Genomic DNA, 24,172 nt, shown 5'->3' with positions numbered 1-24,172 from the left:
ATACGGTAATGTGAAAGTAAGATTCGACATACTTTTTAAGAAAAATAAGGGGGAGGGTGCATGAGAAGTATTGGATTGATCATCATTATCGCAATCATATTTTATGGATTCAGCATATTCTACGATGATTTAACCGAACTCCCGGATTATTCAGACCCTCCTATTGAACAAACTGAATCGGATTCTTCTGATAAGTCAAGGAGCGATCTTGATTTACCTGAAGAAGGTATCAGCAAATTTTTCCAAATGAACCAGGAAGAATTGATTACCAAAATTGGTGAACCTGATCGGATTGATCCTACACCTTACGGGTACCAATGGTGGATTTACGACCAGGATCCAGACCAGTATATCCAGTTTGGTTTGGATAAAGGAAGAGTGGTCACTATGTTTGTCATTGGGAAGAATGTAGATGTTTCTCCTTTGAAAATCGGACAAAAACGATCTGAGATTGAAAAGCATCTTAAGATGGATAATAAAGCGAAGCTCAAGGTTGACGGAAATGAATATCAATTTGAATTGACACAAGAAGAGATGCAAACCAGACCACTTGTAAAAATCAATGGGATATGGGTGCAACTTTATATGGATAAATTCAAAGATACCCTGGTCGGCATTCGCTACGTGACGCCGGAGGTACTGATCATGCAGCGTCCTTATTCACTTGAATATCGGGGCAAGTTGATCGATCAACCAGAATTGGATCAGAAGAATTGGGAAGAAGTTCAAAATGCTGAAGAGCTTCAAATATTCACATTGACGAATGTCATCCGTGAACAATACAATGTCCCGGCACTCCAATGGCATGAAGAAACCTCACAGGTTGCTTTTGGGCATAGCAAGGAAATGAATGAAGAAAATTACTTTTCTCACGAATCACCGAACACAGGAAATTTATCAAATCGCTTGGACAGAAAAGATATCAAATACATCCAAGCTGGAGAAAATATAGCCGCGAATTATATTGATGGCATCGAAGCAGTGGTCGGTTGGTTGAATAGCGAAGGTCACCGTAAAGCGATGTTGAATAAGGAATTCACACACCTAGGTGTGGGCGTATATCAAAGATATTATACTCAGAACTTCATCGTACCGTGGTGACAATGATATATACGTATAGAAAAAGAGGAGACTTTCGGAAAGAGTCTCCTTCTTTATTGTTCTGTTCATCTTAATTGTATTTTTGCGAAATCAACTTCTTAGCCTTGATACGTAAACCTTTCATCTAGGCTTTTCTTGGAATCAAATAGAAGCTTCCGGTTGATACTGCAACAAGGGTACCGTTTTCATTGTAAATTTTTGCTTCTGTCACGGAAGTCTTCGTCCCGAGGTGGAGGATTTCTGCTCTGCATTCAAGGAATTCTCCAACTCCCGGTGCGGTGTAGTTCATTTTTATTTCGGATGTGACGGCCACTTTATCATCTGGTATCTTCCGGTTGACGAAAGTACCCATTGCTGTATCAGCGAGTGTAGCTGTAAAGCCCCCATGTACGATATCCACAGAATTCGCCAAAAACGGGGTGATTGGGATCGACATGACAAGCTGCTCGCCATTATCTTCGATTTCAGTCTCCATGAACGCTGTTATATATGTATTGTACTTTCCGGTCATCTTACCATCTATACCATCCAACACTTGCTGTAACACGTTTATATCATCAATTGAGCCGTTTTCGATTATATATTTTACTTTCTCAAGCAGTTGATCCATTGATTCCATTTGATGTCCTCTTTTCGTATTTAGTTATTCAAGTGTACCAATGAAAAAATAACACTTGCAACAATAAAATAGGCGAACATAATCAACTCCTGCGTTGTACTATATACTGTAGGCTTGAGTTGAACGTATGGGAGGCATTATAGTGAGTAAGCAAGCGAAAAATAATGAAAAGGTCGAACAATTCAAGATGTTTGTACGCTCACACCCTGGATTAATCGATCATGTAAAGAACGGAAACCAGACCTGGCAAGATGTGTTTACAGAGTGGAATTTACTCGGAGAAGATCATGAACAATGGGGTAACTATATAGAGCGGAAGATTGGAGTTTCATCAACAGCAACAGGGAAGACGAAGAAAAAAGGGAAAAACGTCAATGATATCTCTGTCGGGGAAATCCTTACGATGTTCAAGAACATGGATATGGATGAAGTGCGCCAATATGCTTCACAGCTTAGTTCCGCAATGTCTGGTATCCAAGATATGTTACAACAATTTCAATCTAAAGGTCCAAGAAGACCACCATATCAAAACAATCCGTTTAACCAATTTTTCAAAGATTAATAAAGGGAGTATGTAGGATGCGTAAAGAAATCATTGATTACTTAGATCAAAGACCAGACCTGAAATTCATTGTCCGTGAACATCCTGATTGGTATCGTAAGTTATCACGTAACCCGGCTGCAATTCAAGAGCTGGAAAATGAAGCGAAGTTCTTTTATGGTCAGACATTCGGACAGAAAATCGACCGATTACATGGACAGATCGACACACTCTCTAGATTATTTCAATTATTTGTAAAACAATAATGAAGGTTGACTCGCAACAGAGTGTGTATAACCTCTAAATTCCGGTGTATGGGAGGTTAGCACAACTTATGAGTCAACCTTTTATTTGGAATTAGGGACCATTTATATGGGCAAGGGATATTTTACAGGACACCTGCAAATCCTATCGGATGAGGAGGTGTATCCGGTGTGGTTATTTTTCGTGTAATCGCTTGTGCAATGCTTATCAGTATCATATCAGGTTGTCAGATTAGTGGTCCGGGAAAGGTACAAAAGGTAACGATTGAAAAAGATCCGTCCGCCTTTCAGGTTGTTGAAGTTACAAGCCCTGTTAGCACCTTATCATTGACAGTAAGGCATATGGTGTCAAATGATGATGTGTTTGTGGAATGTTATGTGCCAGGATTTCAATTTACCGATAATACCACTTCAAATACAAGCAAAGAAGGGCATCTGAAGATCTCGGTCGATCATCAAAAGCCCTATTCTGTATATAAAGCAGCTTTCATTATAAAAAACTTGGAAAAAGGGACACATGACATTGCGGTGACCCTTGTAGATAGTCAAGGTAAGACGATTGAGGGGCTGAATAAGCAATTTATAGTGACCATCCCATGAGGATCAAGAAGGAACTTTCACGGTTGTTCCGATCGAGTTTGGTGGAAGCAGAGGCCTGAACTGCATTAAAAGATATTGAAAAATCTTTTCTTCAAGATTGATTTTCCTTGCTCGGAGCGCCTCATTTCCAAATAACGTATTGAACTCCAAAAAGTAGAACCTTCCATCAACTACCGCAAGATCAAATCCCGCATGATTGATGTTCAATTCTCTTGCTACCTCGATCGTAAGCTTGAGAGCATCCTCGGGGATATCATGAAACGAAATGCTTCCACCTTTTGCAACATTATTATGAAATTGATTTTCACCTGACCGCCAGTATGCCGCGATAACTTCTTCCCCGACAACACACACTCTTAAATCCCGATCCATTTCCAAGAATTCCTGGACATAAAGAGTGGAGTTGTTTTCTGCGTACTCTATGAATTCCTCTTCTGAATGAATTAGAAAAACGCCACGTCCCATCGAATTACGGGACTCTTTCGCCACGAATGGAAAAGGAAATGTTTCCAGAATATAATCGATATTCCTTTTAGAATTTCCTAGAATTTCGGTATAAGGAACGTGTTCAGGGCTGACTGTCCATAGAGCTCTTGTCATTTCTACTTTATCGTGACCTAAATGGATCGATTCTACACTTGGGAATATGGGTTTCTTGAGTCCATATACAAGTGAATTGACCTGCCAATGCTCTGGAAATAAAATCACATCCGCATTCTTGATTGACGCCTGTTCCCGGAACATAAGTTCAGGTTTGATATACTGAATCCCAGGAATGCCGATTGTACGGAATGGATTAAATGTTACAATTTTCATTATACTATCCCCTAAAATATACTAAACGAGAAAATTATATAGCCGGAATGAAAAACTGTCAATAAAATTTTTTAGTATAATAATGTATGATGAACTATTGGAGATGAAATATCTTAGAATGAAAGATTGGAAATAAGGGGACAATTTGTGGCATACTATACATAACCCAGAAATGCAGGGTGGAGGTGTTATTATATGTTAGCAACAGTTGAGAGTATTGAAATACTGGACGGGGCCGATGAACTTGCGTCAGTCATCTTCAATTCAGATATAGGACAAGAATATAAAGAAGCTAAGAAGAAGCTTCAAAAAGATAAAGAGGCTCAGAAATTGATTCATGAGTTTTCTAAAATGAAGGAAAGGTACGAAGAGGTTCAACGATTTGGTAAATATCATCCGGATTATAAGACCGTGTCCACGGACATCCGTGTCTTGAAGCGTGAGATCGATCTTAACAAGACTGTGGCATCATTCAAAAAAGCTGAAAAAGACCTTGAAACGCTTTTGAATGAAATATGTGGTATATTGGCAGGTCAAGTTTCTAAAAATATCAAGGTACCAACAGGTAACCCATTCTTCGATAACATGTCGTGTGGAGGAGGATGCGGATCCGGAGGAGCATGTGGCTGCGGTTAATAGCATAGTTTTGGGAGAGGGTAATCTTCAGAGGTTATCCTCTCTTTCTTATGTTTTTATTGATTTTGCAAGATTACTCCATTTCCACGGGCAGACGAACAGCGGAGGCGACCCGATTAGTCACGTAGGTCACTGGAGAACTGCCGAGGAGGCTCGGACCAAACAAACTTGGGGCTGAGTGGCTCACTCATAAGGATGTCAATCAATCTGTCGATCGCGTATGAAGGCTCCATACGACCATTTGAGGAGCAAAATCAGGTTGGTTTGTCCGTATGAAAGCTTCATCAACGAAAACGAATACAATCATGACAAAGGTTTCCACAACAGAACATCTTTTGTTGCGGGACATAAAAACGACATCTATAAACGATCAACTGTTGTTCAGAGCGCACATAAATGGATTCGAAGTGCAGACGATTCCCTTTCATTGCTGATACAGCAGCCCTTTCGATGATCTGTTCCACTTCTTTCCTCTTAATAGAGGAATCTGACGTTAAATAAAGGAACGGTATGCCTGCCCTTTTTGTAATTGACACTTCTGTAAATTTTGAAGTGCTCAGCAGGTTTTTCACAAACATATCCCAAACCGTTTCAAGATCCATGGACTACCACCTCAGGTAAAGTCATATAAGTGATTGCGCGCGGTTTATCTTCATGCTAGACTGAATTAAAACTGGTTAAAAGGAGTTCCGCTCATGCTAACGAATCGAACTGGATTGGCCATCTGGCTTCATTCATTAAAATACATTAAACAACTTCGTAAATTTGGCAACATTCATTATGTTTCGAAACGGATGAAATATGCAGTATTGTATTGCGATACCGACCAGAAAGATCGCATCATCGAGAAAATTGAAAAACTTCATTTTGTAAAGAAAGTAGAACCTTCTCATAAAGCTTATATCAAGACAGAGTATCAAAATGCACGTCCGGATAAAGCGAAAGAATATGATTATAAAATAGGGCTCTAATCGCTGTTAAGCATTATCATTGCCAGGCAGGAATGATATGCTGCATCCTCAGGATTCCTGTGAGATAGTGATAATAAAGCTCTTTTTCACTAAATTCGGTAGAAGGTTTTACCTCCAGGATTGTCAGTTCTTTATTATGAGTTGAAGCGCGATCTTGGAACAAGTTCCAACGTTTCGAATGTTCAGGTACGCCTTCACGGCAAATATAGATGGGTTGGAAGTTTGATTCACCTGCAGCTTGTAAGACGATCGCCAGGGAACAAACTTCCTTTTCATTTACCTTCGTTTTTAAAGCAATGAACTTTGTAAGACGGTGTGTATTTGTTTCAGCAATTTCAATAAGTTCATATAAATCTGAATAACCTTCACCAAGTTCTATAAAACGTTGAATCATAGTTTTGACCTCCTTTTTTAAAGGCTGTTTTCGCAAACTTTGTTGCTCTTGCACTTAAAGAAAGTATAAAATGCTTTCTTCAGTATAAGGGCAGCTAAGGCTCGACCTACAAAAGGCTTGGTCTCGCCAAGTTTTCTTTAAAAGTCGTTGATTTCCACTTCAGGTGCTGGCTTTCCGCGGGGTGTGCGGTTAGCCCACTTGTCGCTTTGCGACCTCAGGAGTCTCCTTATCAATGAAGCATTTGTGCTCCTGCGTCTACAAGAAAGTCCTGTCGAAGCGAGCTTCCTCGTCGCATGCCTTGCGAGGAGATTATTCAGGTAGTAGGCACGCTGATCCCGCAGGACAAGGAAAGCTTCGGCAGCGTTACATCGCACGAAGAAAATACGATTTTCATTTTCGAGGAGTCTCGCACCTTACTCTCCAATCAACTTGCAGAAGGTGATTCATTACCAAAATGACCCAAAAGCTCTTTAAAAAAGAGTTTTTTTAAAAGAGCTTATTCTATTGATAACTTTAGCATGAATGAAGGAGAAGTTCTATTGTAGATTTATGTAGGATACTTCTTGAGTGAAATCTATGACACTCCAGCGGGAAAGGCGAGCCAGGCATACGGTTCGCCGACTGAAAAGGAGTAAATTCCACAAAAATGATCTATTCAATAAGACCATATTTACGATTAAAAAAAGACCCGCAGGTAGTTACCTGCGGGCTGTTCTATACCCTTACATGCCTAGAAACATTACGGAAATGTTCATTTGCCGTAGGGACAGAACAATGGGAGAGGAGAAACCGGAGTATAGCCTATGGGGAAATTAAGCTTACTCCGTGGTTCAACTTACAACACCTGATTGAGGTGTTGTAATCCTATTATTGTACAGTTATAAAGCTTCTATACGCTCTATTTAAGAATTAGCTGCTTTTGTGGTAGGATAGTGAAGGTAAATAATTCTACGGTGAGGTTATACGTGATGAGAATAATATCAGGAGAGTTTAAAGGCCGTAAGTTAAAGGCTGTACCGGGTTCAGGTACACGACCGACATCTGACAAAATACGTGAATCGATCTTCAATATCATTGGTCCATATTTTGAGGGAGGCACCTCTTTAGATCTGTATGGTGGAAGTGGTGCTCTTACCATTGAAGGTATGAGCAGGGGTATTGCTAGAGCAATCATAATCGATGTCGATCCAAAAGCTGTGGAAACGATAAAAGAAAATTTGCACACCCTTGACTTGAATGAACGAGTAGAGGTTTTCAGGAATGATTCATACCGCGCATTGAAAGCGCTTCGAAAAAGGACTGTTAAATTCAGTTACGTGTACCTGGACCCACCATATAAAAAGCAAAAGATCAAAAAAGAAATCGAATTTTTAAAGGAAAATGAATTGTTAGAACTGAATGCGGTGATTGTCACCGAACATGATGCAATGCTGAAGCTTCCAGAACAAATCGCTGGTTGCGTTTGCCTCAAGCATGAGCAATATAATAGCACAACAGCGGTTACAATATATACAAATGAAACCGAGGGGGAAGAACAACATGAATAGGAAACTGGCTATCTGCCCAGGCAGCTTCGATCCGATCACATACGGCCATCTTGACATCATCTCCAGGGGCGCAAGTGTTTTTGACGAAGTGATTGTAGTCGTTGCGCACAATCAAAGTAAACAGTCACTTTTCACAGTCGAAGAGCGTATGGATCTTATAAAAGAAACTACTAAAGATATTGCGAACATCAAAGTCGATTGGTGTGATGGTTTGCTGATGGATTATGTCCGAACGACCGGTGCAAAAGTGATTTTGAGAGGATTAAGAGCGGTTTCTGACTTTGAATACGAAATGCAGATCACCTCCATCAACCGGAAGCTCGATGAATCGGTAGAGACATTTTTCATGATGACGAATAATCAATATTCATTCCTAAGTTCAAGTATTGTAAAAGAAGTTGCAAAATATCATTCTCCAGTTACTGATCTTGTTCCTAAAGTGGTGGAGGAGGCCTTGAAGGAGAAGTTTGCAAAATAATCCGTTCCACACTTTTACATAATCTTGTAGTGTTTGATGGATTTTAAATGTATCAAAATAAAAATGATCAAGCTGATGAAGGTGATCATCGCTCCAATAGTCAATAGGGAATGCCATGCATCATAAATCCATGAAATTGATGGGTGAGATGCATACGTCTCCACCACTCTTCCCTGTGACGTTTGCTTTACATACAGTGGCTCCCATAGAAGGATGGTCAAAATAGCAGCGATAAATCCATGCATGATCCTTGCGATAAGGAACGGTTTGAAACGTATATCCGTCTCAGCTAAGATACTTGCTACCTGAGCTTGAACGGAAAAGCCATTAAAGGCAAGGACGAAACTAACCAGCACAGCTTGTTCCAAAAGCACAGAACCACTGGTTTCGCTGATTAATTTGCTCCCGAGTGTAATTTCGAACATCCCTGAAAGAAATGGTGGGATCAGAGCTTGAGCAAAGCCTATCAAAGCCATAAATGTGGACAAGATAGAAGCCATAAACATAGTAATATGGAATTCTGTGAGCATCCTATTCAATACAGAAAAAAGTAGGATGAATCCACCAATCATCATTAGGGTCTGGATAGAGTGTTTGACAGCATCTCCCAGTTGTTGCCCGAATGGACGCGGATCGCTTCTCCTGACTTGATACATCCGATCAAGTGCAAGGCTCAACCTATTGTCTGGCCTAGGTGAATAATTTCGTCTTGGGCGGAAGTCATCCGAACCGTAAAAGCGCATGATGAAGCCTACAATGATATTACCGATATAATGCGCTGCAGCAAGAAGCACACCTAACTCTGCATTATGGAAAAAGCCGACTGCTACAGCCCCTAGTATGAATAACGGATTGGAACAATTGGTGAATGAAACGAGACGTTCTGCTTCGATCCGAGAGATTTCCTTCTCCTGTCTAAGTCTTGCAGTCAGTTTCGCACCTGCAGGAAATCCAGAGGAGATCCCCATAGCCCACACAAATCCTCCTGAACCAGGTACTTTGAAAAGTGGGCGCATGATCGGTTCCATCATTACACCAACAAAACGGACAACACCGAAGCAGATTAACAGTTCACTTATGATGAAAAATGGGAGTAATGAGGGGAAAACGATTTCCCACCACATTTTCAATCCGATCAATGATGATTCAAATGCTGCTTTTGGGTATACCATTAAAGATAAAGCAAATAGTGAAGCGACTATTGCAAAAAGTGAATTTTTTATTCGAGAATGGTACAATCCAAAGCCTCCTTATGAATACGATGAAATAAGGATGGACGTTTGATAAGTTGTCCTCATTCATTTATACGTGAATATACTGAGTTTAGACCTTGATGCAGTGTTCTTAGATGAAAAGAGGAGGTCATCCTGTGGATCAACCAAAGATTGGTTTAGCTCTAGGATCTGGAGGAGCTAGAGGGTTTGCGCATATAGGCGTTTTGAAAGCGTTGGTCGAAGCGGAAATTCCTATCCATATGATTGCAGGAAGCAGTATGGGTGCTCTTGTAGGTGCATTTTATTGTACCGGGCATAAGCCTGAAACAATGGTGAAGATGGCAAGGATGTTCCGAAGAAGATATTATATAGATTATACAGTTCCGAAAATGGGATTTGTAGCGGGTGAAAAAGTGAAGCAATTGATCCATGCTTTGACGAAAGGAAGAAATATTGAAGATTTAGATCTACCTTTTTCCATCATAGCAACAGATCTTTATAAGGGTGAAAAGGTCGTCATCACCAAAGGCGCTATATCTGAAGCTGTAAGAGCAAGTATTGCTGTTCCAGGTATTTTTGTGCCATATGAAAAAGATGGCAGACTCTTAATTGATGGAGGGGTGATCGATCGGGTACCTGTCTCTGTAGTGAAAGAGATGGGAGCGGATCTTGTTATTGCGGTTGATATCTCACATATAAAAAAAGACCCGGAAATCAATACAATCTTTGATGTTATCATGCAAAGCATCGATATCATGCAGCGAGAACTTGTAAAAGCGAACCATATTTCTACAGATGTGCTGATCAGACCTCTGGTGGAAAATTACAGTTCAGCTACGTTCAAGGAAATAGATGAGATCATTGCAATTGGTGAAGAGGAAACCAACAATCGCATTAAAGATATTAAAGCTGCGATACGCGACTGGAGGAAGAACAATGAAAAGAATTAGAGCCCAATGGCCCTGGGTTGTCATTTTAATAGCCATTTTGATCGCTTTCTTACCACTTCCTTTTTATTTCACACAACCAGGTGATGCAAAGGTACTGACTCCGATCATCGAGGTTGAAGAGAGGAATCAAGCAAAAGGTTCATTTATGCTTACCACCGTTTTGGTGGGGAAGGCAAATGCGGCAGAATACTTATGGGCGAAAGTCAGTGATTATCGAGAAGTGATTCCCGAAGATCAAATACGCGGGTCTGACGAAACAGAAGAAGAATATGAATCCCGACAGCTCCAGTTGATGCAAAGCTCGCAGCATGCAGCCACGATTGTCGCATATAAGGAAGCAGATAAATCGATTGAAATCCTCAATAAAGGTGTATTCATAACGGGTATCATTTCAGGTATGCCCGCTGCAGATAAACTAAAAGTGGGGGATCTGATCACCGAATTGAATGGGAAAGAAATCAAAACGGCTGAAGAACTTGTCAACCGGTTGAAAAAGTTTGATGCGAACGAAAAGGTTCAACTTACAGTTAACAGAGAATCAAAAGAAAAAGAGATAACGCTTTCGTTGAAGCCTTTTCCGAAAGACATTGTCCAAAACAGTGAAGAAGAACGCGCTGGAATCGGGATCACATATCCGGTTACATATTCAGAAATAAAGACTGACCCCGAATTAAAAATCGACACGAATAAAATTGGTGGTCCATCAGCTGGCCTGATGTTCACGCTTGAAATATACAATCAATTGACGAAAGAGGATTGGACGAAAGGTTACCAGATTGCGGGAACAGGGACGATGAATGAAAAGGGAGAGGTTGGTCCGATCGGAGGGATCAAACAAAAAATTGTAGCTGCAGACAATGCAGGTGCAGAAGTCTTCTTTGCCCCGGTTAAAGCAGATAATTATAAACATGCAAAAGAAGCTGCAGAAGACATTAACACTGAAATGGAAATCGTCCCAGTTGAAAAATTCACCGATGCACTGGATTATTTAAAAGACTTAAAGGAAAAGTAATACGTGCATAAGAGGCTGGGACAACTGAATTTTGTCCAAAAGAAAGAGGCTGACCCATAAGTGTCTGAGTCTCTCCGAACTTAACAACATTTTTAGGAAAAGCGTGTTTTGATACAAAATGTTGTGTTGGAGGTGTCTGACACTTGTCTTTTGGGTCAGCCCCTTTCTTTAGTGAGCAATAAATGAAGTCACTGCTTCGTCAACATCCTTCGCTTTTCGGTTTTCATTTTATCAATAGGCTGTTTTGGCAAACTTTGTTGTTCTTGCACTTAAAGAAAGTATAAAATACTTTCTTCAGTATAAGGGCAACTAAGGCTCGACCTACAAAAGGCTTGGTCTCGCCAAGTTTTCTTTAAAAGTCGTTGATTTCCGCTCCAGGATGCTCGCTTTCCGCGGGGCGTGCGGTGAACCCACTCGTCGCCTTGCAACCTCAGGAGTCTCCTTATCAAGGAAGCATTTGTGCTCCTGCGTCTACAAGAAAGTCCTGTCGAAGCGAGTTTCCTCGTCGCATGCCTTGCGAGGAGATTATTCAGGTAGTAGGCACGCTGACCCCGCAGGACAAGGAAAGCTTCGGCAGCGTTACATCGCACGAAGAAAATGCGATTTTCATGTTCGAGGAGTCTCGCACCTTGCTCTCCAATCAACTTGCACAAGGTGAGTTTTTAAAAATAACTCAAAAGCAACAATCTTTTAGAAAAGAGCCGCTTTGCCAAGTTTTCTTCAAGCGAAATTTCAGATACTCCACGGGGCAAAACCGAATATATTTTCAAATTCAATAACAACGATCTACACAACAACAGCTTTAATCAAATACGTATCGGAGGATTAGCGTATTCCTGTTTCCAAAGTGTTGTATGGAATCTGGATGGGAAACCAAGAATATATGTATTCGTTGCTTTGATATCCATCTCCATAAAGTCATCACTGTATTTGGAAAGGGTACTTACAATCGGAAGTTCCACCTTCTTTTTGATCGTATTTAAATGCTTTTGGCCATTTTCCGACATCCCAAGCAGTCGAATGGAAGTGGGCTGCTCACGTAAAGCTTTATTCATCACTTCTTTATTTGCATTGGTCAGAATATGTGTGCAAAGTCTTTGCAGACGGGTCCATGTGTATCGTTTCGTTTTGACGGATTCCAGAAAACTTTGAAATGATTCTGAACGCAAAATTTGATCCTTAAGTCGATGTTGAATGCCCTCCACACACTCATATACTTCTGATAGTTCATCTGCAGAAAAAGTGATCAATCGATGTTTTAAAAATTCAAAATAACCTTCCCAGTTGAGGAATTGACCGAACTCATGTTGGTGCTTTATTAGCCCCTTATATGTAGTCGGTGGAACAAGCTCCTCTATTTCTGATAATTTTCCATTGCCTTCAAATAGGGTTTTCCTGATTCCAGTCGCACTTGCGATTTTATCAGTTCCATGACCGACTTCATGATAACCAGCACCAGTGCGTTGTACAGTATCTATATGCATTTTAGAATCATTTTCTCTGATCGAATTCACATAATGGTACCCTAAAATGTTATTAGGTTTCGCTAGATCGACAGCTTCGTCAGGACGATTTGGAATTGTAGCGAAAGCTTTGGATGCGGCCGCAGGGTAACTGATACCTGTTTTGACATGCCTTTGTATCCACTCATTATATTCCTTTTCATTTTCTCGAAGAAAATCGACAGTCTTTAAAAAGGGTTCAATCTTCCCGGATTCACTACCAAAAATGATTTCATCACATTTCATTTCATCCAGTATGGAAACAGCTCCAAACGCAAAACGATCTGCCCGCTGGGTTGCAAAGGCATAGGGAAGTTCAACGACTAAATCGACTCCTGCTTCAAGTGCCATCTTTGCCCGTGTCCATTTTGAAACAAGGGCAGGCTCTCCTCTTTGCAGAAAATTACCGCTCATCACAGCAATGACTACATCAGCTTGTGATTGTTTCTTAGCTTGTTGCAAATGATATAAATGTCCATTATGAAAAGGGTTATACTCAACAATCAATCCTAAAGATTTCATCATTCTGCTCCTTCTGATTTGGTAGTGATAGAGGATATGCGTTAAAATTGAATCATCTTGACCTTATAGGAGAAAATCAGGTGAAACTGGAATACCAGTGACTTCATTATTGTACCAAATTGTGGAGAAAGAATAAAAACGACTGTAAAGAAAAAATGTTGACAATTTTTTTGTTGAAAGCTATAATTACTACTGTTGCCTTGAGGTGATGACAAATGAAATGGTCCATACAACAACTGAGAAGTTTTCAACGTAAAGGACTAGAACTTGATGAAACGATCGAGTTGGACTCGATCCGTGATTTTGATTCTGAGATCCGCGAAATAACACCAGTCCATGTAAAGGGTTATGCTGAAATCAATCAAAATCGAGCTGTATTTCATTTGACGATTACTGGACAAATGACACTGCCTTGTGCAGTGACTCTTGAAGATGTACCTTTTCCTTTTAATATCCGATCGACCGAGATTTTCCTCTTCGAGCCGGATTACGGGATGGATGCAGAAGAAGAGGATATCCATGTTGTCGAAGAGAATACGGTTGACCTGATACCTTATATTCGGGAAAACATATTGTTGGAAAAGCCGTTGAAGGTCATCAGCTCTGAACCAACTGATAACCCTCCTGCTCCTCCATCAGGTAAAGGATGGGATGTAGTTGAGGAAGAAGAGGATCGACAAGACAAGGTCGATCCACGGATGGCCGACTTGGCCAAATTTTTTAATGATAGCGATAAAAAGTGAAGAAACGTCAAAGCATTTGACATTCTCTAGCTGAACAATTCCTTCAAGGAGGTGGAAAACCATGGCAGTACCTTTTAGAAGAACCTCTACAACTCGCAAAAACAAGCGTCGTACTCACTATAAGTTGAAAGTACCTGGAATGGTGAAATGCCCAGAATGTGGCGAATACAAGCTTTCTCACCGCGTATGTCCAGAATGTGGAACATACAAAGGAAAAGAAGTAGTTGAGAAGTAAGTTTGATCAAAAGTGCCTGTAAGGATTAATATCCTTCCAGGCACTTTTTTTATGGTTCCTTTCAGCTATAATATAGGAAAACACACATAAGCAAGGTGATCATATGGAGAAAGTGAAAGTCGAAGTCGAAAATGGGATCGGCTGGGTGATTTTGAATCAGCCTGAGCGTTACAATGCCATCGATCATGACATGATTGGATTGATAGGCAAAGCGTTGAAAAATTTGAAAGATGATGATGGCGTTAAAATATTGGTGATGACAGGTGCAGGAGAGAAATCATTTTGTTCCGGAGGAGATTTATCCGTCTTCCATCAATTACATACAGAAAACGAAGCCTATGAAATGCTTTCCAAGATGGGAGAGGTTTTGTTCAAGATTTTCAGCTTTCCTAAGCCCACGATCGCTCTTTTGAATGGTGTAGCGGTTGGAGGAGGTTGTGAAATTGCTTCCGCATGTGATTTGCGGGTTGCATATTCAAATGTGAAGTTCGGTTTCATACAAGGCACACTTGGAATCACCACAGGCTGGGGTGGATCTACTTTTGTCATGGAAAGAATGAATCCTGACTCAGCGTTTGAGATATTGACCAGTGCTATTAAATATTCCGCACAGGAAGGATATGAAAAAGGGTTTATCCAGAAAGTGTTGGGTACAGAGGATCCGCTGAATGATTTTAACGAATGGATCGAACCTTTTACAACGAAAAATTCAGCAGTTCAACAAGCATATAAACAACGACGTCTCGACCGATATAAGCTTTCTGAAATCAAACAACGAGTTGAAAAAGAGATAAGTGATTGCGCGCGTTTGTGGGCTACAGATGACCATCATCAGGCTGTCAAAACCTTTTTAAACCGAAAATGAGCAGTTCCAGTTTCCTCCAAGACATAAAGGGATCGAATCTTTCACTAGCATTTAAAGAAAGTATAAATACTTTCTTCAATATAAGGGTAACTAAGATTCAGCCTACGCTAAGGCTTGGCAAAGCCCAAGTTTTCCTTAAACAAAAGTCTATCTTTTCTACCATCTGCATATGTTGTAAATAAAGTAGAAATGTTTGGAGGGATGCAGATGGGCTCAACACGCCAGGATGCTTGGAGTCATGATGAAGATCTATTACTAGCCGAAGTCGTTCTGCGACAAATACGTGAGGGTGGTACTCAACTAGCAGCGTTTGAAGAAGTTGGGAAAAAATTATCCCGAACCTCAGCGGCATGTGGTTTCAGATGGAATTCATTGATCCGCAAAAAATATGATGCTGCCATAGCCATTGCAAAGAAACAACGAAAACAGATGATGAAAGAGAAGTCATCGAAAACACATTCTAGTAATCCTGTTCCACAACAGGCAACGACCCAACAAGAAGAAATAAGAGTAATGAACAGAACCCCGGAAGTTAATTCAGATTTATGTATGGCGGATATAATCGACTACTTGCGAAATATCCAAAATTCAGAACAAGATGTGTTTACTCTTCAAGCAGAAAAAGATCGACTGAAGGAAAACCTTTTGAAAATCGAGAAGGAAAATGAAGTGTTGAACCACAAACTTCAAAAATTGCAGAATGATTATGATCATGTGTATGAAGACTATAAAATCATGTTGAACTTCATGGAGCGGGCAAGGAAAATGGCAGTGACGGATGAAGATGAGGATTCGCAAGTGAAATTCCAAATGGATTATAACGGAAATCTTGAAAAAGTGGAGAAGTAAGTAAAACAAAGCTGACGAAAAAGTGCCAGGAACCTAAAAATAAGGTCCTGACACTTGATACAAGTCAGCTTTTACTGTTTTAAACGTACAACGTATTTCTCTACAAGTCAGATGACGATACATCCGTTTCTTTGATCGGACCATCCTCTTTTTCCACAGGTTCTTGCTCAGCAACACCTGCTGGATACCATACATAAGGATTTTCCCCGCGGTCACGGCTTGGATTATAGGTTACGGATGAGAAGCCCATCTTTTCCCAAAACTCACTAGAACGCTGTCGTGCGTTTGTCTTGATTGGAAGATTGTAGGTTTTTGCATAATTGACGAGCGCACTACCGAAACCTTTCCCGTGATATGCAGGTAAGACTTCCAATTTCCATAGTTCAAGGTAATCCTGAGGCGGATCGAAATAGCGGTCGTAGTTCCCATCGATTCGATAAAGGCTCATTCTAGCAACCAGTTTGTCACCATAATAAATCCCGTAAAATGGAGACTCACTATCGTTATCAATGATATTTTCCTGTAAATCTTCCAACATCGATAATTCCTGGATTCCATATTCCTTGAACTTTTTAAATTCTTCCAACGTTTTATAATTAACGAGAAGCTTTTGTACTTTATACATTATTGGCGTCCCCCTTCATTTTTTCTCCCTTTCTATCTTGTATTATTATATAATAAAGTTACGAAAATTTCTGCAAATGTGAAAAAATTCTGCAGAAATCTACAGGAATCAGCCAGATTGTTGTTGAAAGTAGTAGATTGTAGCCTAGAGAAATAGGAGGAGATGGTTTGAAAAAGATACTGATCGCAAACAGAGGAGAAATTGCAGCTAGAATTGTAAAAACTTGCGAGAAATTAGGGATCGAACCTGTAATTGTTTATTCACAGGCAGATAAAGATCTTCCCTATGTGAAAAATGCAAAGATAGCTCATGAAATCGGTGAGCCTCCAGTCGTGAAGTCATATTTGAATAGCGACCGTGTGTTGGAGGTTGCACTTTCTGAAAAAGTTGATGCAATCCATCCTGGTTATGGATTTCTATCTGAAAATGCTGATTTTGTGCGGAAAGTTGAAAACGCTAACATTACATTCATCGGTCCTTCTGCAGATGTTGTAGAAGCGATGGGGGACAAGGTAAAAGCAAGAAAAACCATGCAAGTTGCTGGTGTCCCAGTCGTACCTGGAAGTGATGGTCCGATCAGTGATGTCGACGCAGCTGTCCAGCTTGCTGATAAAATCGGATATCCAGTCATGATCAAGGCAAGTGCTGGCGGAGGAGGCATCGGAATGCAGCGGTGTGATGATGAGAAAACTTTACGCACTGCTTTTGTATCTAGTCAGAACCGAGCGAAAGCTTATTTCGGCAATGATGAAATGTTCATGGAAAAATTCATTTCCAACAGCCGTCATATTGAAGTGCAAATCTTCGGTGATAAAGATGGGAATGTCGTGCATTTATATGAAAGGGACTGCTCGATCCAGCGCAGACATCAGAAGGTCATTGAGGAGTCACCATCACCATTCTTGAGTGAAGAAGTCCGCCAACAAATTTGTGAAGCAGCAGTACAGGCAGGTACACATGTCAGTTATACAAATGCTGGTACAGTTGAATTCATCGTTGACGAAAACGAAAATTTCTATTTCCTCGAGATGAATACACGTCTACAAGTTGAACATCCGGTCACGGAGATGATCACTGGTTTGGACCTTGTGGAATGGCAGATTGACGTTGCACAATCGAAACCAATCCCTTATTCACAAGCAGAACTTGTGAAATCGGGACATAGTATTGAATATAGGATTTATGCGGAAGATCCGAATACATTCTTACCTTCTCCTGGAAAAATCGAAACGTTCGAGTATCCAGAATCGGAAGGGCTCCGTGTAGATACTGGCTTCAGTTCTGAGACACAAGTCACACCATTTTATGATCCGATGATTGCAAAAGTCATCATTCATGCAGATGACCGTGAGAAGGCGTTAGAGAAGTCCAGGCATTTCTTTGCTGAGTGGACTTTGAGTGGGATCAAACATAATGGCCCGTTATTCGAGCACGTGTTAAATGAAGAATCGTTCCAAAAGGGACAATATACAACCCAATATTTAAATGAAGTAATCAAAAAAGTTGAAAATTAGGAGTGGTACAACATGAAAGAGATTACAGCATCAATGGCAGGTACAGTATTGAACGTATTGGTATCAGAAGGAGAAACAATCACAACAGGACAAGCAGTACTTACATTGGAATCAATGAAAATGGAAATTCCGATTGAAGCAGCAACTGAAGGTGAAGTAGCTTCTGTAAACGTAAATGTCGGTGATTTCGTCAATGAAGGTGACGTCCTTGTTGTCATGAAATAAAAGTGAATGAGCGCTCGTTCTTTTCTACAGCAATGAAGGAGGAATAATATGTTGAAAACAATTAATGAAACATTGAATGAGACGAAAGCAAGGATTGAAGCGGGTGGTGCTGAAAAGTATCATGAGAAGCTGAAAACACAAAATAAATTGTTCGTCCGTAAACGTCTCGATTTATTGTTCGATGATGATTCTTATAAGATTGAAGATGGAAAATTCGCAAATAACCAAGCAGAAGGGTTGCCTGCTGACGGTGTCATAACGGCAATCGGGAAAGTGAACGGTCAAAAAGTATGTGTAATGGCCAATGATTCTACTGTAAAAGCTGGTTCATGGGGAGCAAGAACAGTAGAAAAGATCATCCGTATCCAGGAAACGGCTATGAGGCTCAAGTTGCCACTCTTTTATCTAGTTGATTCAGCTGGTGCCAGAATCACGGACCAGATTGATATGTTCCCGAACCGACGTGGTGCAGGTAGAATCTTTTATAATCAAGTGAAAATGTCTGGAATGGTGCCACAGATCTGTATCCTGTTCGGACCATCAGCTGCGGGCGGGGCATATATCCCTGCGTTTTGTGACACGGTCATCATGGTAGATCAGAACGCCTCTATGTACCTGGGCTCACCGAGGATGGCGGAAAAGGTGATCGGAGAAAAGGTCACACTTGAAGAAATGGGCGGTGCTAGAATGCATTGCAGCATCAGTGGATGCGGTGATGTGCTTGCATCATCAGAAGAAGAAGCGATCGAATCAGCCCGCAACTATTTTTCATATTTTCCTGCCAACTATAAAGAAAGACCTCTGAAACTAGAGGGGAAACATCCTGTTCAAGGCAGAAGCTTATCCGAAATTGTACCGGAAAATCAGAACGTACCTTTCGATATGTATGAGTTCATTGACGGACTTGTCGATGAAGGCTCATTTTATGAAATGAAAAAGTTGTTTGCGCCAGAAATGGTGACGGGGTTTGCACGTATTGATGGAAAAACCGTTGGAATCGTGGCGAATCAGCCGAAAGTCAAGGGCGGGGTGTTGTTTGTCGACTCTGCCGACAAAGCAGCGAAGTTCATTACCCTTTGTGACGCGTTCTCGATTCCTTTGTTGTTCCTTGCTGATGTACCAGGATTCATGATCGGTACGAAAGTAGAAAGAGCAGGAATCATCCGCCATGGAGCGAAGTTGATTGCAGCAATGAGTGATGTGACTGTTCCGAAAATATCGGTTGTTGTCCGTAAAGCATACGGTGCAGGATTATATGCTATGGCAGGTCCTGCTTTCGAACCCGATTGCTGCATCGCACTGCCAACGGCACAGATTGCAGTCATGGGACCTGAAGCAGCGGTCAACGCGGTTTATTCCAATAAGATCAATGAAATCGAAGACCCGAAAGAACGAATGAAATATGTGCAGGAAAAGCATCAAGAATACAAAGAACATATTGATATCTATAAGTTGGCTTCTGAAATGATTGTCGATCAAATTGTTTCTGCTGATGACCTGCGGGAAGAGTTGATTGATCGATTCGAAGCTTACGAGTCTAAAGAAATTATTTTCAGTGAACGTAAACACCCAGTGTATCCAGTATAGGTAATCGTTGATTTATTAAATTGATCCATAGACCATCGATAGATGGCTCTATGGATCTTTTTTGCATTAGCTGTTTGCGCAAACTTTGATGCTCTTGCACTTAAAGAAAGTATAAAATACTTTCTTCAGTATAAGGGCAAGTAAGGCTCGACCTACAAAAGGCTTGGTCTCGCCAAGTTTTCTTTAAAAGTCGTTGATTTCCGCTCCAGGATGCTCGCTTTCCGCGGGGCGTGCGGTGATCCCGCAGGACAAGGAAAGCTTCGGCAGCGTTACATCGCACGAAGAAAATGCGATTTTCATTTTCGAGGAGTCTCGCACCTTGCTCTTCAATCAACTTGTACAAGATTTTTTAAAAATGACTCAAAAGCAAAAATCTTTTAGAAATGAGCCTTTGTATTTAAAGAAAGTATATATAGACTATTCACTTTTTAGACTTCATTATAATGGAAAGATTTATCAGCCTTCATAATTGTGCTACTATAATCTTACAAATCTCGTTGAAAGTTGGGGTTATCATGAAAATCGGGGTTATCGGCGGTGGTTCAATAGGATTATTATTTACAGCTTATTTAGCGGAAAGTGCTCATGAAGTCACACTTTTTGTCAGAAGAGAAGCACAGCAACAAGCGATTCATACGATGGGATTGACTGTAAAAGCGGGGAGTTCAGCATACACGTGCCAACCAAAGGTTTGTTTATTATCAGAAACTGGTAGAAATGACATTGATGTGCTGATCGTTGCAGTCAAATCCTATGATGTCGAACATATAATGCCTGAAATAATAGAAAAGTTCAAAAATACACGTTCCATTCTATTTGTTCAAAATGGAATGCAGCACCTTCGATTTTTGCCGCATTTTAAAATGCATTCGATTTACATGGGCGTGGTTGAACATGGTGCCATGAAAGAGTCCGATCATTTAATCAATCATACAGGTGTCGGACGGACTAAAATCGCCCCCTATCTTGATGGCCATTCAGGAATCAATTGGGAAAAGCTCTCGAAAGAAAAATTCCCATTTTTCTACCAAAATGATTGGTATGCAATGTTAAGTGAAAAGTTGCATATTAACGCTGTCATCAATCCTCTCACTGCAATTTTGAGGGTCCCCAATGGAGCTCTTCTGACGAATCCGCATTGGCTCGACTTGATGGAACAACTCAGTGAAGAAGCATGCAAGGTTTTGAACATCAAATATCATGAAGCATGGAAGGATTTAGTGGCTGTCTGCGAGAATACTTCTTTAAACAAATCTTCCATGTTAAGGGATATCGAGAATAAGCGGAGAACCGAGATCGAAGCGATAAACGGCTTCATCTTGAATTCAGCTAAAGGAAAAAATATTGAGGTTCCAAATAATCGATTTGTCTATCAAATCATTAAAGGGATGGAAGAGTAAAGAAAGTAGGGGGAACGATGATTGATTTTTTATTGGGTTCCTTGGCTATATTGGTTACAGTACCATTGCTTGCTTGGATCATGGTTTACTGGATCACAAGGAAGATCACCAGGCAAAAAAAGCGGTCGTTCATGGTTGCAACAGATGTGACAACTTTTTTCCTGATCATCTCTGTCATGGTCATTCTATATACGATATGGGGAAATACATTTTTATGGCCTATTGTCATTTTGATTTTGCTCATTGTTATTTGTATTACCATCTTGTATTGGAAGAGAGATGAGGATATCGGACTTTCTAAAATCATGAAAACAGCTTGGCGCTTGAATTTTTTATTATTTTCTTCGGGTTATTTGGTGCTTTGTTTGTATGGGTTGGTCATCCGTGTGATTGCTCTTAAATAGGAGGTTTAAAAATAGGACGACTGATAAACTTCGAATTTCTGCGTTACTTGGTTTTACCGGGTTAAAGATAAATCATATGTACCTGCGTCTACAAGTACACCTTAGAATGTTAGCTTCCTCGGTACAACTCGTAGCGATTCATGCAAGTATCGCTCGTCATTCTGGTCCTCAAAACCATCGTGCCTTGAACTTCTCGTTTTAAAGTAGCCATTTTTAAACTTATAATGAATAAACTTCGCAATGTGGAAATGTGGCTAACTCCAAGTCTTTCCGCGGGCAAACGAAAAGCGGAAGCCACCCGTGTCGAACTCCCACAGGAAGTTTGGAGTAATCCAAGTAACTGTCCGCTGAACTGGATAATACTTCCTGCAATAACTTACTTCCGAACTCCATCCTCGCTGAAACTGAGTTGTACTAACCCGTTAACGGACACAGGAGACCTTATTTGGTCAATATAATGGAAATTTACAAACTTAACGGACATCAGGGACCTTATTTCGCAAATATCATAGGAAATCAGCTGCTTTGTTCACAAATAACGGCTGTGGTGTCCGTTAAAGTTTCAGAAACAGCGGTTTTGTCACAAATAACGGCTCTGATGTCCGTTAACTTTAATCATGGCTTCTTGTTTCTCGATTGGCTCGCTTATCCCCGCTGGAGTGTCGCGAATTTCGTTTACACTTAAAGAAAAATACTTTCTTCAGTATAAGCGCAACTAAGGCTCAGCCTACGTCAAGGCTTTTCTTTGCCAAGTTTTTTAAAAAGATCGGGAAAGCTAAACTTTAACAAAGATTCATTACGATGTCCTCCTAGTTGCACCTTAGGCAGAATTGTTGGGTGAGTAGTAATTAATTTGCTATACTCATATTCGCAAAGTGTCTGTCGTGTTTACAAGAAAGGAAGAAATGTATGAAAGTGCTAGAGCTACCTTTTCGAAATAACGAAAATCTTTATTCTGCCTATTTGATGGGGAATTCTGATGTTGGTTCCTTATTTGACTATAATGCGTTTGAGGAACAAAGCTATATTGATCGATGGAAGGATCTTCAAGAAACGAGATTTCCAAGGTTGGCTCTTGTTGATCATCTGCTCACCTATCATCAATCATTTCCGACTAAGCCACCAACATACGAAAATATTGAAAAATTAAAGGATTCAAAATCCACGGTGGTTGTAACTGGCCAGCAAGCTGGTTTGTTGACTGGTCCTTTATACACTATACATAAATGTCTATCTACCATCCTGTTTGCACAAGAAAAGGAACGTCAACTTGGCACGCCAGTCATCCCGGTTTTTTGGATAGCTGGGGAGGATCACGATTTTGATGAGATCAATCATATCCACGTCCCTGATGGCGATCACTTAAAAAAACACAAGTTGAATTTATATGAAGGGATGAGGTCTGTTTCTCACATCAAATGTGAAAACGATTGTTTGCTTCAATGGGCTGAAGATGTGATCCGCTCATTCGGAGAAACAGAACATACCCAACAAGTGAAAGATCTGGTCCATAATGCTATAAATGAAAGTGATACGTTGACTGATTTTTTCGCTTATCTGATGATTACCTTATTCAGTGAATTCGGTCTTGTCATTCTTGACTCCCACCATCCTGACTTGCGGAAGATTGAAAGCCCCTTTTTTGAAAACATGATTGACAACAATGATGAAATCGATGTTTCATTTCAGCAAGGCTTGGCAGCTGTACAGAGACTAGGGTATGAATCGCCAATTGAGTCTGAAACGAACAATGCCCATCTCTTTATCGAAGAACGTGATGCTAGAGTATTGTTAATCCGTGAAAATGGTTCTTTCCGTGGGAAGAACAATGAATGCATTTATTATGAAAATGAATTATCAGAGATTGCTCGTTCAACACCATCAAGATTGAGTAATAATGTTATCACGAGGCCCCTAATGCAGGAATTTCTTTTACCTACACTTGCATTCGTAGCGGGACCTGGGGAAATTAATTACTGGAGCGCATTGAAGCCGGTCTTCCATAGCTTCGATAGGAAAATGCCGCCGATCCTACCGAGGTTGTCACTTGTTTTATTGGACCACTATACGCAAAAGACTATTGAAGAAAAGGCACTGGATCCACAGCGTATCGTTTTTGACGGGGTGGAAAAAGAAAAGAAACAATGGCTGGATGACAATACAGACCACGAACTGGATCAAGAAATCGAACACGCTTTGAAAGTGATGAAGAAGCAACACAGGCAGCTAAGAAATACTGCTTTTGAAATTGATAAAGGACTGGATCGTTTAACCGAAAAGAACTGGATGATCATTGAAGATCAAATCCTATATATGAAAAAAAGGATGGAAAAATCCATCTTACAAAAACATGAAGTCGATCTGAAAAAATTCGATCATATCCAAATGCATCTTCTTCCGGAGAACCAACCTCAAGAGAGAGTATTGAATATTTTTTACTACATTAATCATTTTGGATTTGGATTCATTTCGGAATTGGCAAGACAGAATTATTTATGGAACGGAAATCCGAAAGCGATAAAACTCTAATCTACAGAGAGATGGTTTTATCATGCAGGC

The 24,172-nt window shown here is 40.4% G+C and carries 30 protein-coding genes; 23 read left to right on the top strand and 7 right to left on the bottom strand.

All coding sequences use genetic code 11. The features are described 5' to 3' along the window. The first annotated feature begins 60 nt into the window (after positions 1–60). A complete protein-coding gene (locus ACTWQL_RS10675; RefSeq protein WP_443142425.1) occupies positions 61–1,101 on the top strand; it encodes a CAP domain-containing protein in 1,041 nt (346 codons plus the stop codon). A gap of 124 nt (positions 1,102–1,225) precedes the next feature. Here ACTWQL_RS10675 and ACTWQL_RS10670 read toward each other — a convergent pair whose 3' ends face one another. After that, positions 1,226–1,720: a PaaI family thioesterase gene (locus ACTWQL_RS10670; RefSeq protein WP_443142424.1), complete on the bottom strand. Its 495-nt coding sequence runs from the start codon at positions 1,718–1,720 to the stop codon at positions 1,226–1,228. Between the two features lie 142 nt (positions 1,721–1,862). Here ACTWQL_RS10670 and ylbD point away from each other — a divergent pair, with 142 nt between their 5' ends. From ylbD to ACTWQL_RS10655, 3 genes are all read left to right on the top strand, one after another. Then, complete coding sequence (ylbD, locus tag ACTWQL_RS10665) at positions 1,863–2,282, top strand: spore coat protein YlbD (protein WP_443142423.1); 420 nt, start codon at positions 1,863–1,865, stop codon at positions 2,280–2,282. Positions 2,283–2,299: 17 nt separating this feature from the next. After that, the gene (locus ACTWQL_RS10660; RefSeq protein WP_443142422.1) at positions 2,300–2,527 is read left to right on the top strand and encodes a YlbE-like family protein; all 228 of its coding nucleotides are present in this window, start codon (positions 2,300–2,302) and stop codon (positions 2,525–2,527) included. Between the two features lie 168 nt (positions 2,528–2,695). Beyond that, positions 2,696–3,124: a hypothetical protein gene (locus ACTWQL_RS10655; RefSeq protein ID WP_443142421.1), complete on the top strand. Its 429-nt coding sequence runs from the start codon at positions 2,696–2,698 to the stop codon at positions 3,122–3,124. Between the two features lie 3 nt (positions 3,125–3,127). Here ACTWQL_RS10655 and ACTWQL_RS10650 read toward each other — a convergent pair whose 3' ends face one another. Continuing rightward, positions 3,128–3,940 carry an ATP-grasp domain-containing protein gene (locus ACTWQL_RS10650; RefSeq protein WP_443142420.1) on the bottom strand — a complete coding sequence of 271 codons (813 nt, stop codon included), beginning with the start codon at positions 3,938–3,940 and terminating at the stop codon, positions 3,128–3,130. A 195-nt stretch (positions 3,941–4,135) separates the two neighbouring features. Here ACTWQL_RS10650 and ACTWQL_RS10645 point away from each other — a divergent pair, with 195 nt between their 5' ends. Then, the gene (locus ACTWQL_RS10645; protein WP_443142419.1) at positions 4,136–4,576 is read left to right on the top strand and encodes a YlbF family regulator; all 441 of its coding nucleotides are present in this window, start codon (positions 4,136–4,138) and stop codon (positions 4,574–4,576) included. A gap of 284 nt (positions 4,577–4,860) precedes the next feature. On the opposite strand, the gene ACTWQL_RS10640 is transcribed toward ACTWQL_RS10645, so the two are convergent. Further along, positions 4,861–5,178 carry a hypothetical protein gene (locus ACTWQL_RS10640; protein WP_443142418.1) on the bottom strand — a complete coding sequence of 106 codons (318 nt, stop codon included), beginning with the start codon at positions 5,176–5,178 and terminating at the stop codon, positions 4,861–4,863. 93 nt (positions 5,179–5,271) lie between these two features. Here ACTWQL_RS10640 and ACTWQL_RS10635 point away from each other — a divergent pair, with 93 nt between their 5' ends. Continuing rightward, entirely contained in the window at positions 5,272–5,547 is a 276-nt protein-coding gene (locus ACTWQL_RS10635) for a YlbG family protein (RefSeq protein WP_443142417.1), read from the top strand. Positions 5,548–5,563: 16 nt separating this feature from the next. Here the strand turns inward: ACTWQL_RS10635 and ACTWQL_RS10630 are convergent, their stop codons facing one another. Beyond that, positions 5,564–5,941, bottom strand: coding sequence for a DUF7147 family protein (locus ACTWQL_RS10630; protein WP_443142416.1), 378 nt, complete (start codon positions 5,939–5,941; stop codon positions 5,564–5,566). Positions 5,942–6,234: 293 nt separating this feature from the next. Here ACTWQL_RS10630 and ACTWQL_RS10625 point away from each other — a divergent pair, with 293 nt between their 5' ends. The 3 genes from ACTWQL_RS10625 (at position 6,235) to coaD (ending at position 7,966) form a co-directional block, all read left to right on the top strand. Continuing rightward, on the top strand, positions 6,235–6,399 hold the full coding sequence (locus ACTWQL_RS10625) for a hypothetical protein (protein ID WP_443142415.1): 165 nt from the start codon (positions 6,235–6,237) through the stop codon (positions 6,397–6,399). 510 nt (positions 6,400–6,909) lie between these two features. Further along, the gene (gene rsmD, locus ACTWQL_RS10620; protein WP_443142414.1) at positions 6,910–7,488 is read left to right on the top strand and encodes a 16S rRNA (guanine(966)-N(2))-methyltransferase RsmD; all 579 of its coding nucleotides are present in this window, start codon (positions 6,910–6,912) and stop codon (positions 7,486–7,488) included. Next, positions 7,481–7,966, top strand: a complete 486-nt coding sequence (gene coaD, locus ACTWQL_RS10615) for a pantetheine-phosphate adenylyltransferase (RefSeq protein ID WP_443142413.1) — start codon at positions 7,481–7,483, stop codon at positions 7,964–7,966. Before rsmD ends, coaD begins: the two co-directional genes overlap by 8 nt. A gap of 14 nt (positions 7,967–7,980) precedes the next feature. Here the strand turns inward: coaD and ylbJ are convergent, their stop codons facing one another. Further along, a complete protein-coding gene (gene ylbJ, locus ACTWQL_RS10610; protein WP_443142412.1) occupies positions 7,981–9,138 on the bottom strand; it encodes a sporulation integral membrane protein YlbJ in 1,158 nt (385 codons plus the stop codon). Positions 9,139–9,335: 197 nt separating this feature from the next. On the opposite strand from ylbJ, the gene ACTWQL_RS10605 reads away from it, so the two are divergent. The 3 genes from ACTWQL_RS10605 to ACTWQL_RS10595 all read left to right on the top strand — a co-directional run bounded on the left by ACTWQL_RS10605 (position 9,336) and on the right by ACTWQL_RS10595 (position 11,921). Then, entirely contained in the window at positions 9,336–10,130 is a 795-nt protein-coding gene (locus ACTWQL_RS10605) for a patatin-like phospholipase family protein (protein ID WP_443142411.1), read from the top strand. Beyond that, complete coding sequence (locus ACTWQL_RS10600; RefSeq protein ID WP_443142410.1) at positions 10,117–11,142, top strand: SepM family pheromone-processing serine protease; 1,026 nt, start codon at positions 10,117–10,119, stop codon at positions 11,140–11,142. The genes ACTWQL_RS10605 and ACTWQL_RS10600 overlap by 14 nt, the downstream gene beginning before the upstream one ends. A gap of 509 nt (positions 11,143–11,651) precedes the next feature. Continuing rightward, positions 11,652–11,921, top strand: a complete 270-nt coding sequence (locus ACTWQL_RS10595) for a hypothetical protein (RefSeq protein WP_443142409.1) — start codon at positions 11,652–11,654, stop codon at positions 11,919–11,921. Positions 11,922–11,948: 27 nt separating this feature from the next. Here the strand turns inward: ACTWQL_RS10595 and ACTWQL_RS10590 are convergent, their stop codons facing one another. Beyond that, positions 11,949–13,169 (bottom strand): nucleotidyltransferase, encoded by a 1,221-nt coding sequence (locus tag ACTWQL_RS10590; RefSeq protein WP_443142408.1) that lies wholly within the window; start codon positions 13,167–13,169, stop codon positions 11,949–11,951. A gap of 212 nt (positions 13,170–13,381) precedes the next feature. Between ACTWQL_RS10590 and ACTWQL_RS10585 the strand changes: the two genes are divergently transcribed. The 4 genes from ACTWQL_RS10585 to ACTWQL_RS10570 all read left to right on the top strand — a co-directional run bounded on the left by ACTWQL_RS10585 (position 13,382) and on the right by ACTWQL_RS10570 (position 15,858). Continuing rightward, complete coding sequence (locus ACTWQL_RS10585) at positions 13,382–13,909, top strand: YceD family protein (protein ID WP_443142407.1); 528 nt, start codon at positions 13,382–13,384, stop codon at positions 13,907–13,909. Between the two features lie 61 nt (positions 13,910–13,970). Then, the gene (gene rpmF, locus ACTWQL_RS10580; protein WP_443142406.1) at positions 13,971–14,144 is read left to right on the top strand and encodes a 50S ribosomal protein L32; all 174 of its coding nucleotides are present in this window, start codon (positions 13,971–13,973) and stop codon (positions 14,142–14,144) included. A 103-nt stretch (positions 14,145–14,247) separates the two neighbouring features. Continuing rightward, positions 14,248–15,009, top strand: coding sequence for an enoyl-CoA hydratase/isomerase family protein (locus ACTWQL_RS10575; protein WP_443142405.1), 762 nt, complete (start codon positions 14,248–14,250; stop codon positions 15,007–15,009). A 207-nt stretch (positions 15,010–15,216) separates the two neighbouring features. Further along, positions 15,217–15,858 (top strand): RsfA family transcriptional regulator, encoded by a 642-nt coding sequence (locus tag ACTWQL_RS10570; RefSeq protein WP_443142404.1) that lies wholly within the window; start codon positions 15,217–15,219, stop codon positions 15,856–15,858. 100 nt (positions 15,859–15,958) lie between these two features. Here ACTWQL_RS10570 and ACTWQL_RS10565 read toward each other — a convergent pair whose 3' ends face one another. Beyond that, a complete protein-coding gene (locus ACTWQL_RS10565; RefSeq protein ID WP_443142403.1) occupies positions 15,959–16,483 on the bottom strand; it encodes an N-acetyltransferase in 525 nt (174 codons plus the stop codon). Between the two features lie 167 nt (positions 16,484–16,650). On the opposite strand from ACTWQL_RS10565, the gene ACTWQL_RS10560 reads away from it, so the two are divergent. From ACTWQL_RS10560 to bshC, 7 genes are all read left to right on the top strand, one after another. Beyond that, positions 16,651–17,997, top strand: coding sequence for an acetyl-CoA carboxylase biotin carboxylase subunit (locus ACTWQL_RS10560; RefSeq protein ID WP_443142402.1), 1,347 nt, complete (start codon positions 16,651–16,653; stop codon positions 17,995–17,997). 12 nt (positions 17,998–18,009) lie between these two features. Further along, positions 18,010–18,222, top strand: a complete 213-nt coding sequence (locus tag ACTWQL_RS10555) for a biotin/lipoyl-containing protein (RefSeq protein WP_443142401.1) — start codon at positions 18,010–18,012, stop codon at positions 18,220–18,222. A 48-nt stretch (positions 18,223–18,270) separates the two neighbouring features. Next, complete coding sequence (locus ACTWQL_RS10550) at positions 18,271–19,809, top strand: acyl-CoA carboxylase subunit beta (protein ID WP_443142400.1); 1,539 nt, start codon at positions 18,271–18,273, stop codon at positions 19,807–19,809. 235 nt (positions 19,810–20,044) lie between these two features. After that, entirely contained in the window at positions 20,045–20,278 is a 234-nt protein-coding gene (locus ACTWQL_RS10545; RefSeq protein ID WP_443142399.1) for a hypothetical protein, read from the top strand. Positions 20,279–20,324: 46 nt separating this feature from the next. After that, positions 20,325–21,209, top strand: a complete 885-nt coding sequence (locus tag ACTWQL_RS10540; protein WP_443142398.1) for a 2-dehydropantoate 2-reductase — start codon at positions 20,325–20,327, stop codon at positions 21,207–21,209. Between the two features lie 17 nt (positions 21,210–21,226). After that, entirely contained in the window at positions 21,227–21,613 is a 387-nt protein-coding gene (locus tag ACTWQL_RS10535; protein WP_443142397.1) for a DUF3397 domain-containing protein, read from the top strand. Between the two features lie 909 nt (positions 21,614–22,522). Further along, a complete protein-coding gene (gene bshC / locus ACTWQL_RS10530) occupies positions 22,523–24,142 on the top strand; it encodes a bacillithiol biosynthesis cysteine-adding enzyme BshC (RefSeq protein WP_443142396.1) in 1,620 nt (539 codons plus the stop codon). The last annotated feature ends 30 nt before the right edge of the window (positions 24,143–24,172 follow it).

The sequence above is a fragment of the Pseudalkalibacillus sp. R45 genome (assembly GCF_052246725.1).
Taxonomy (GTDB): domain Bacteria; phylum Bacillota; class Bacilli; order Bacillales; family Fictibacillaceae; genus Pseudalkalibacillus.
Note: the sequence above shows the minus strand (reverse complement) of the source record. Positions and strands in the feature narration are given on the sequence as shown.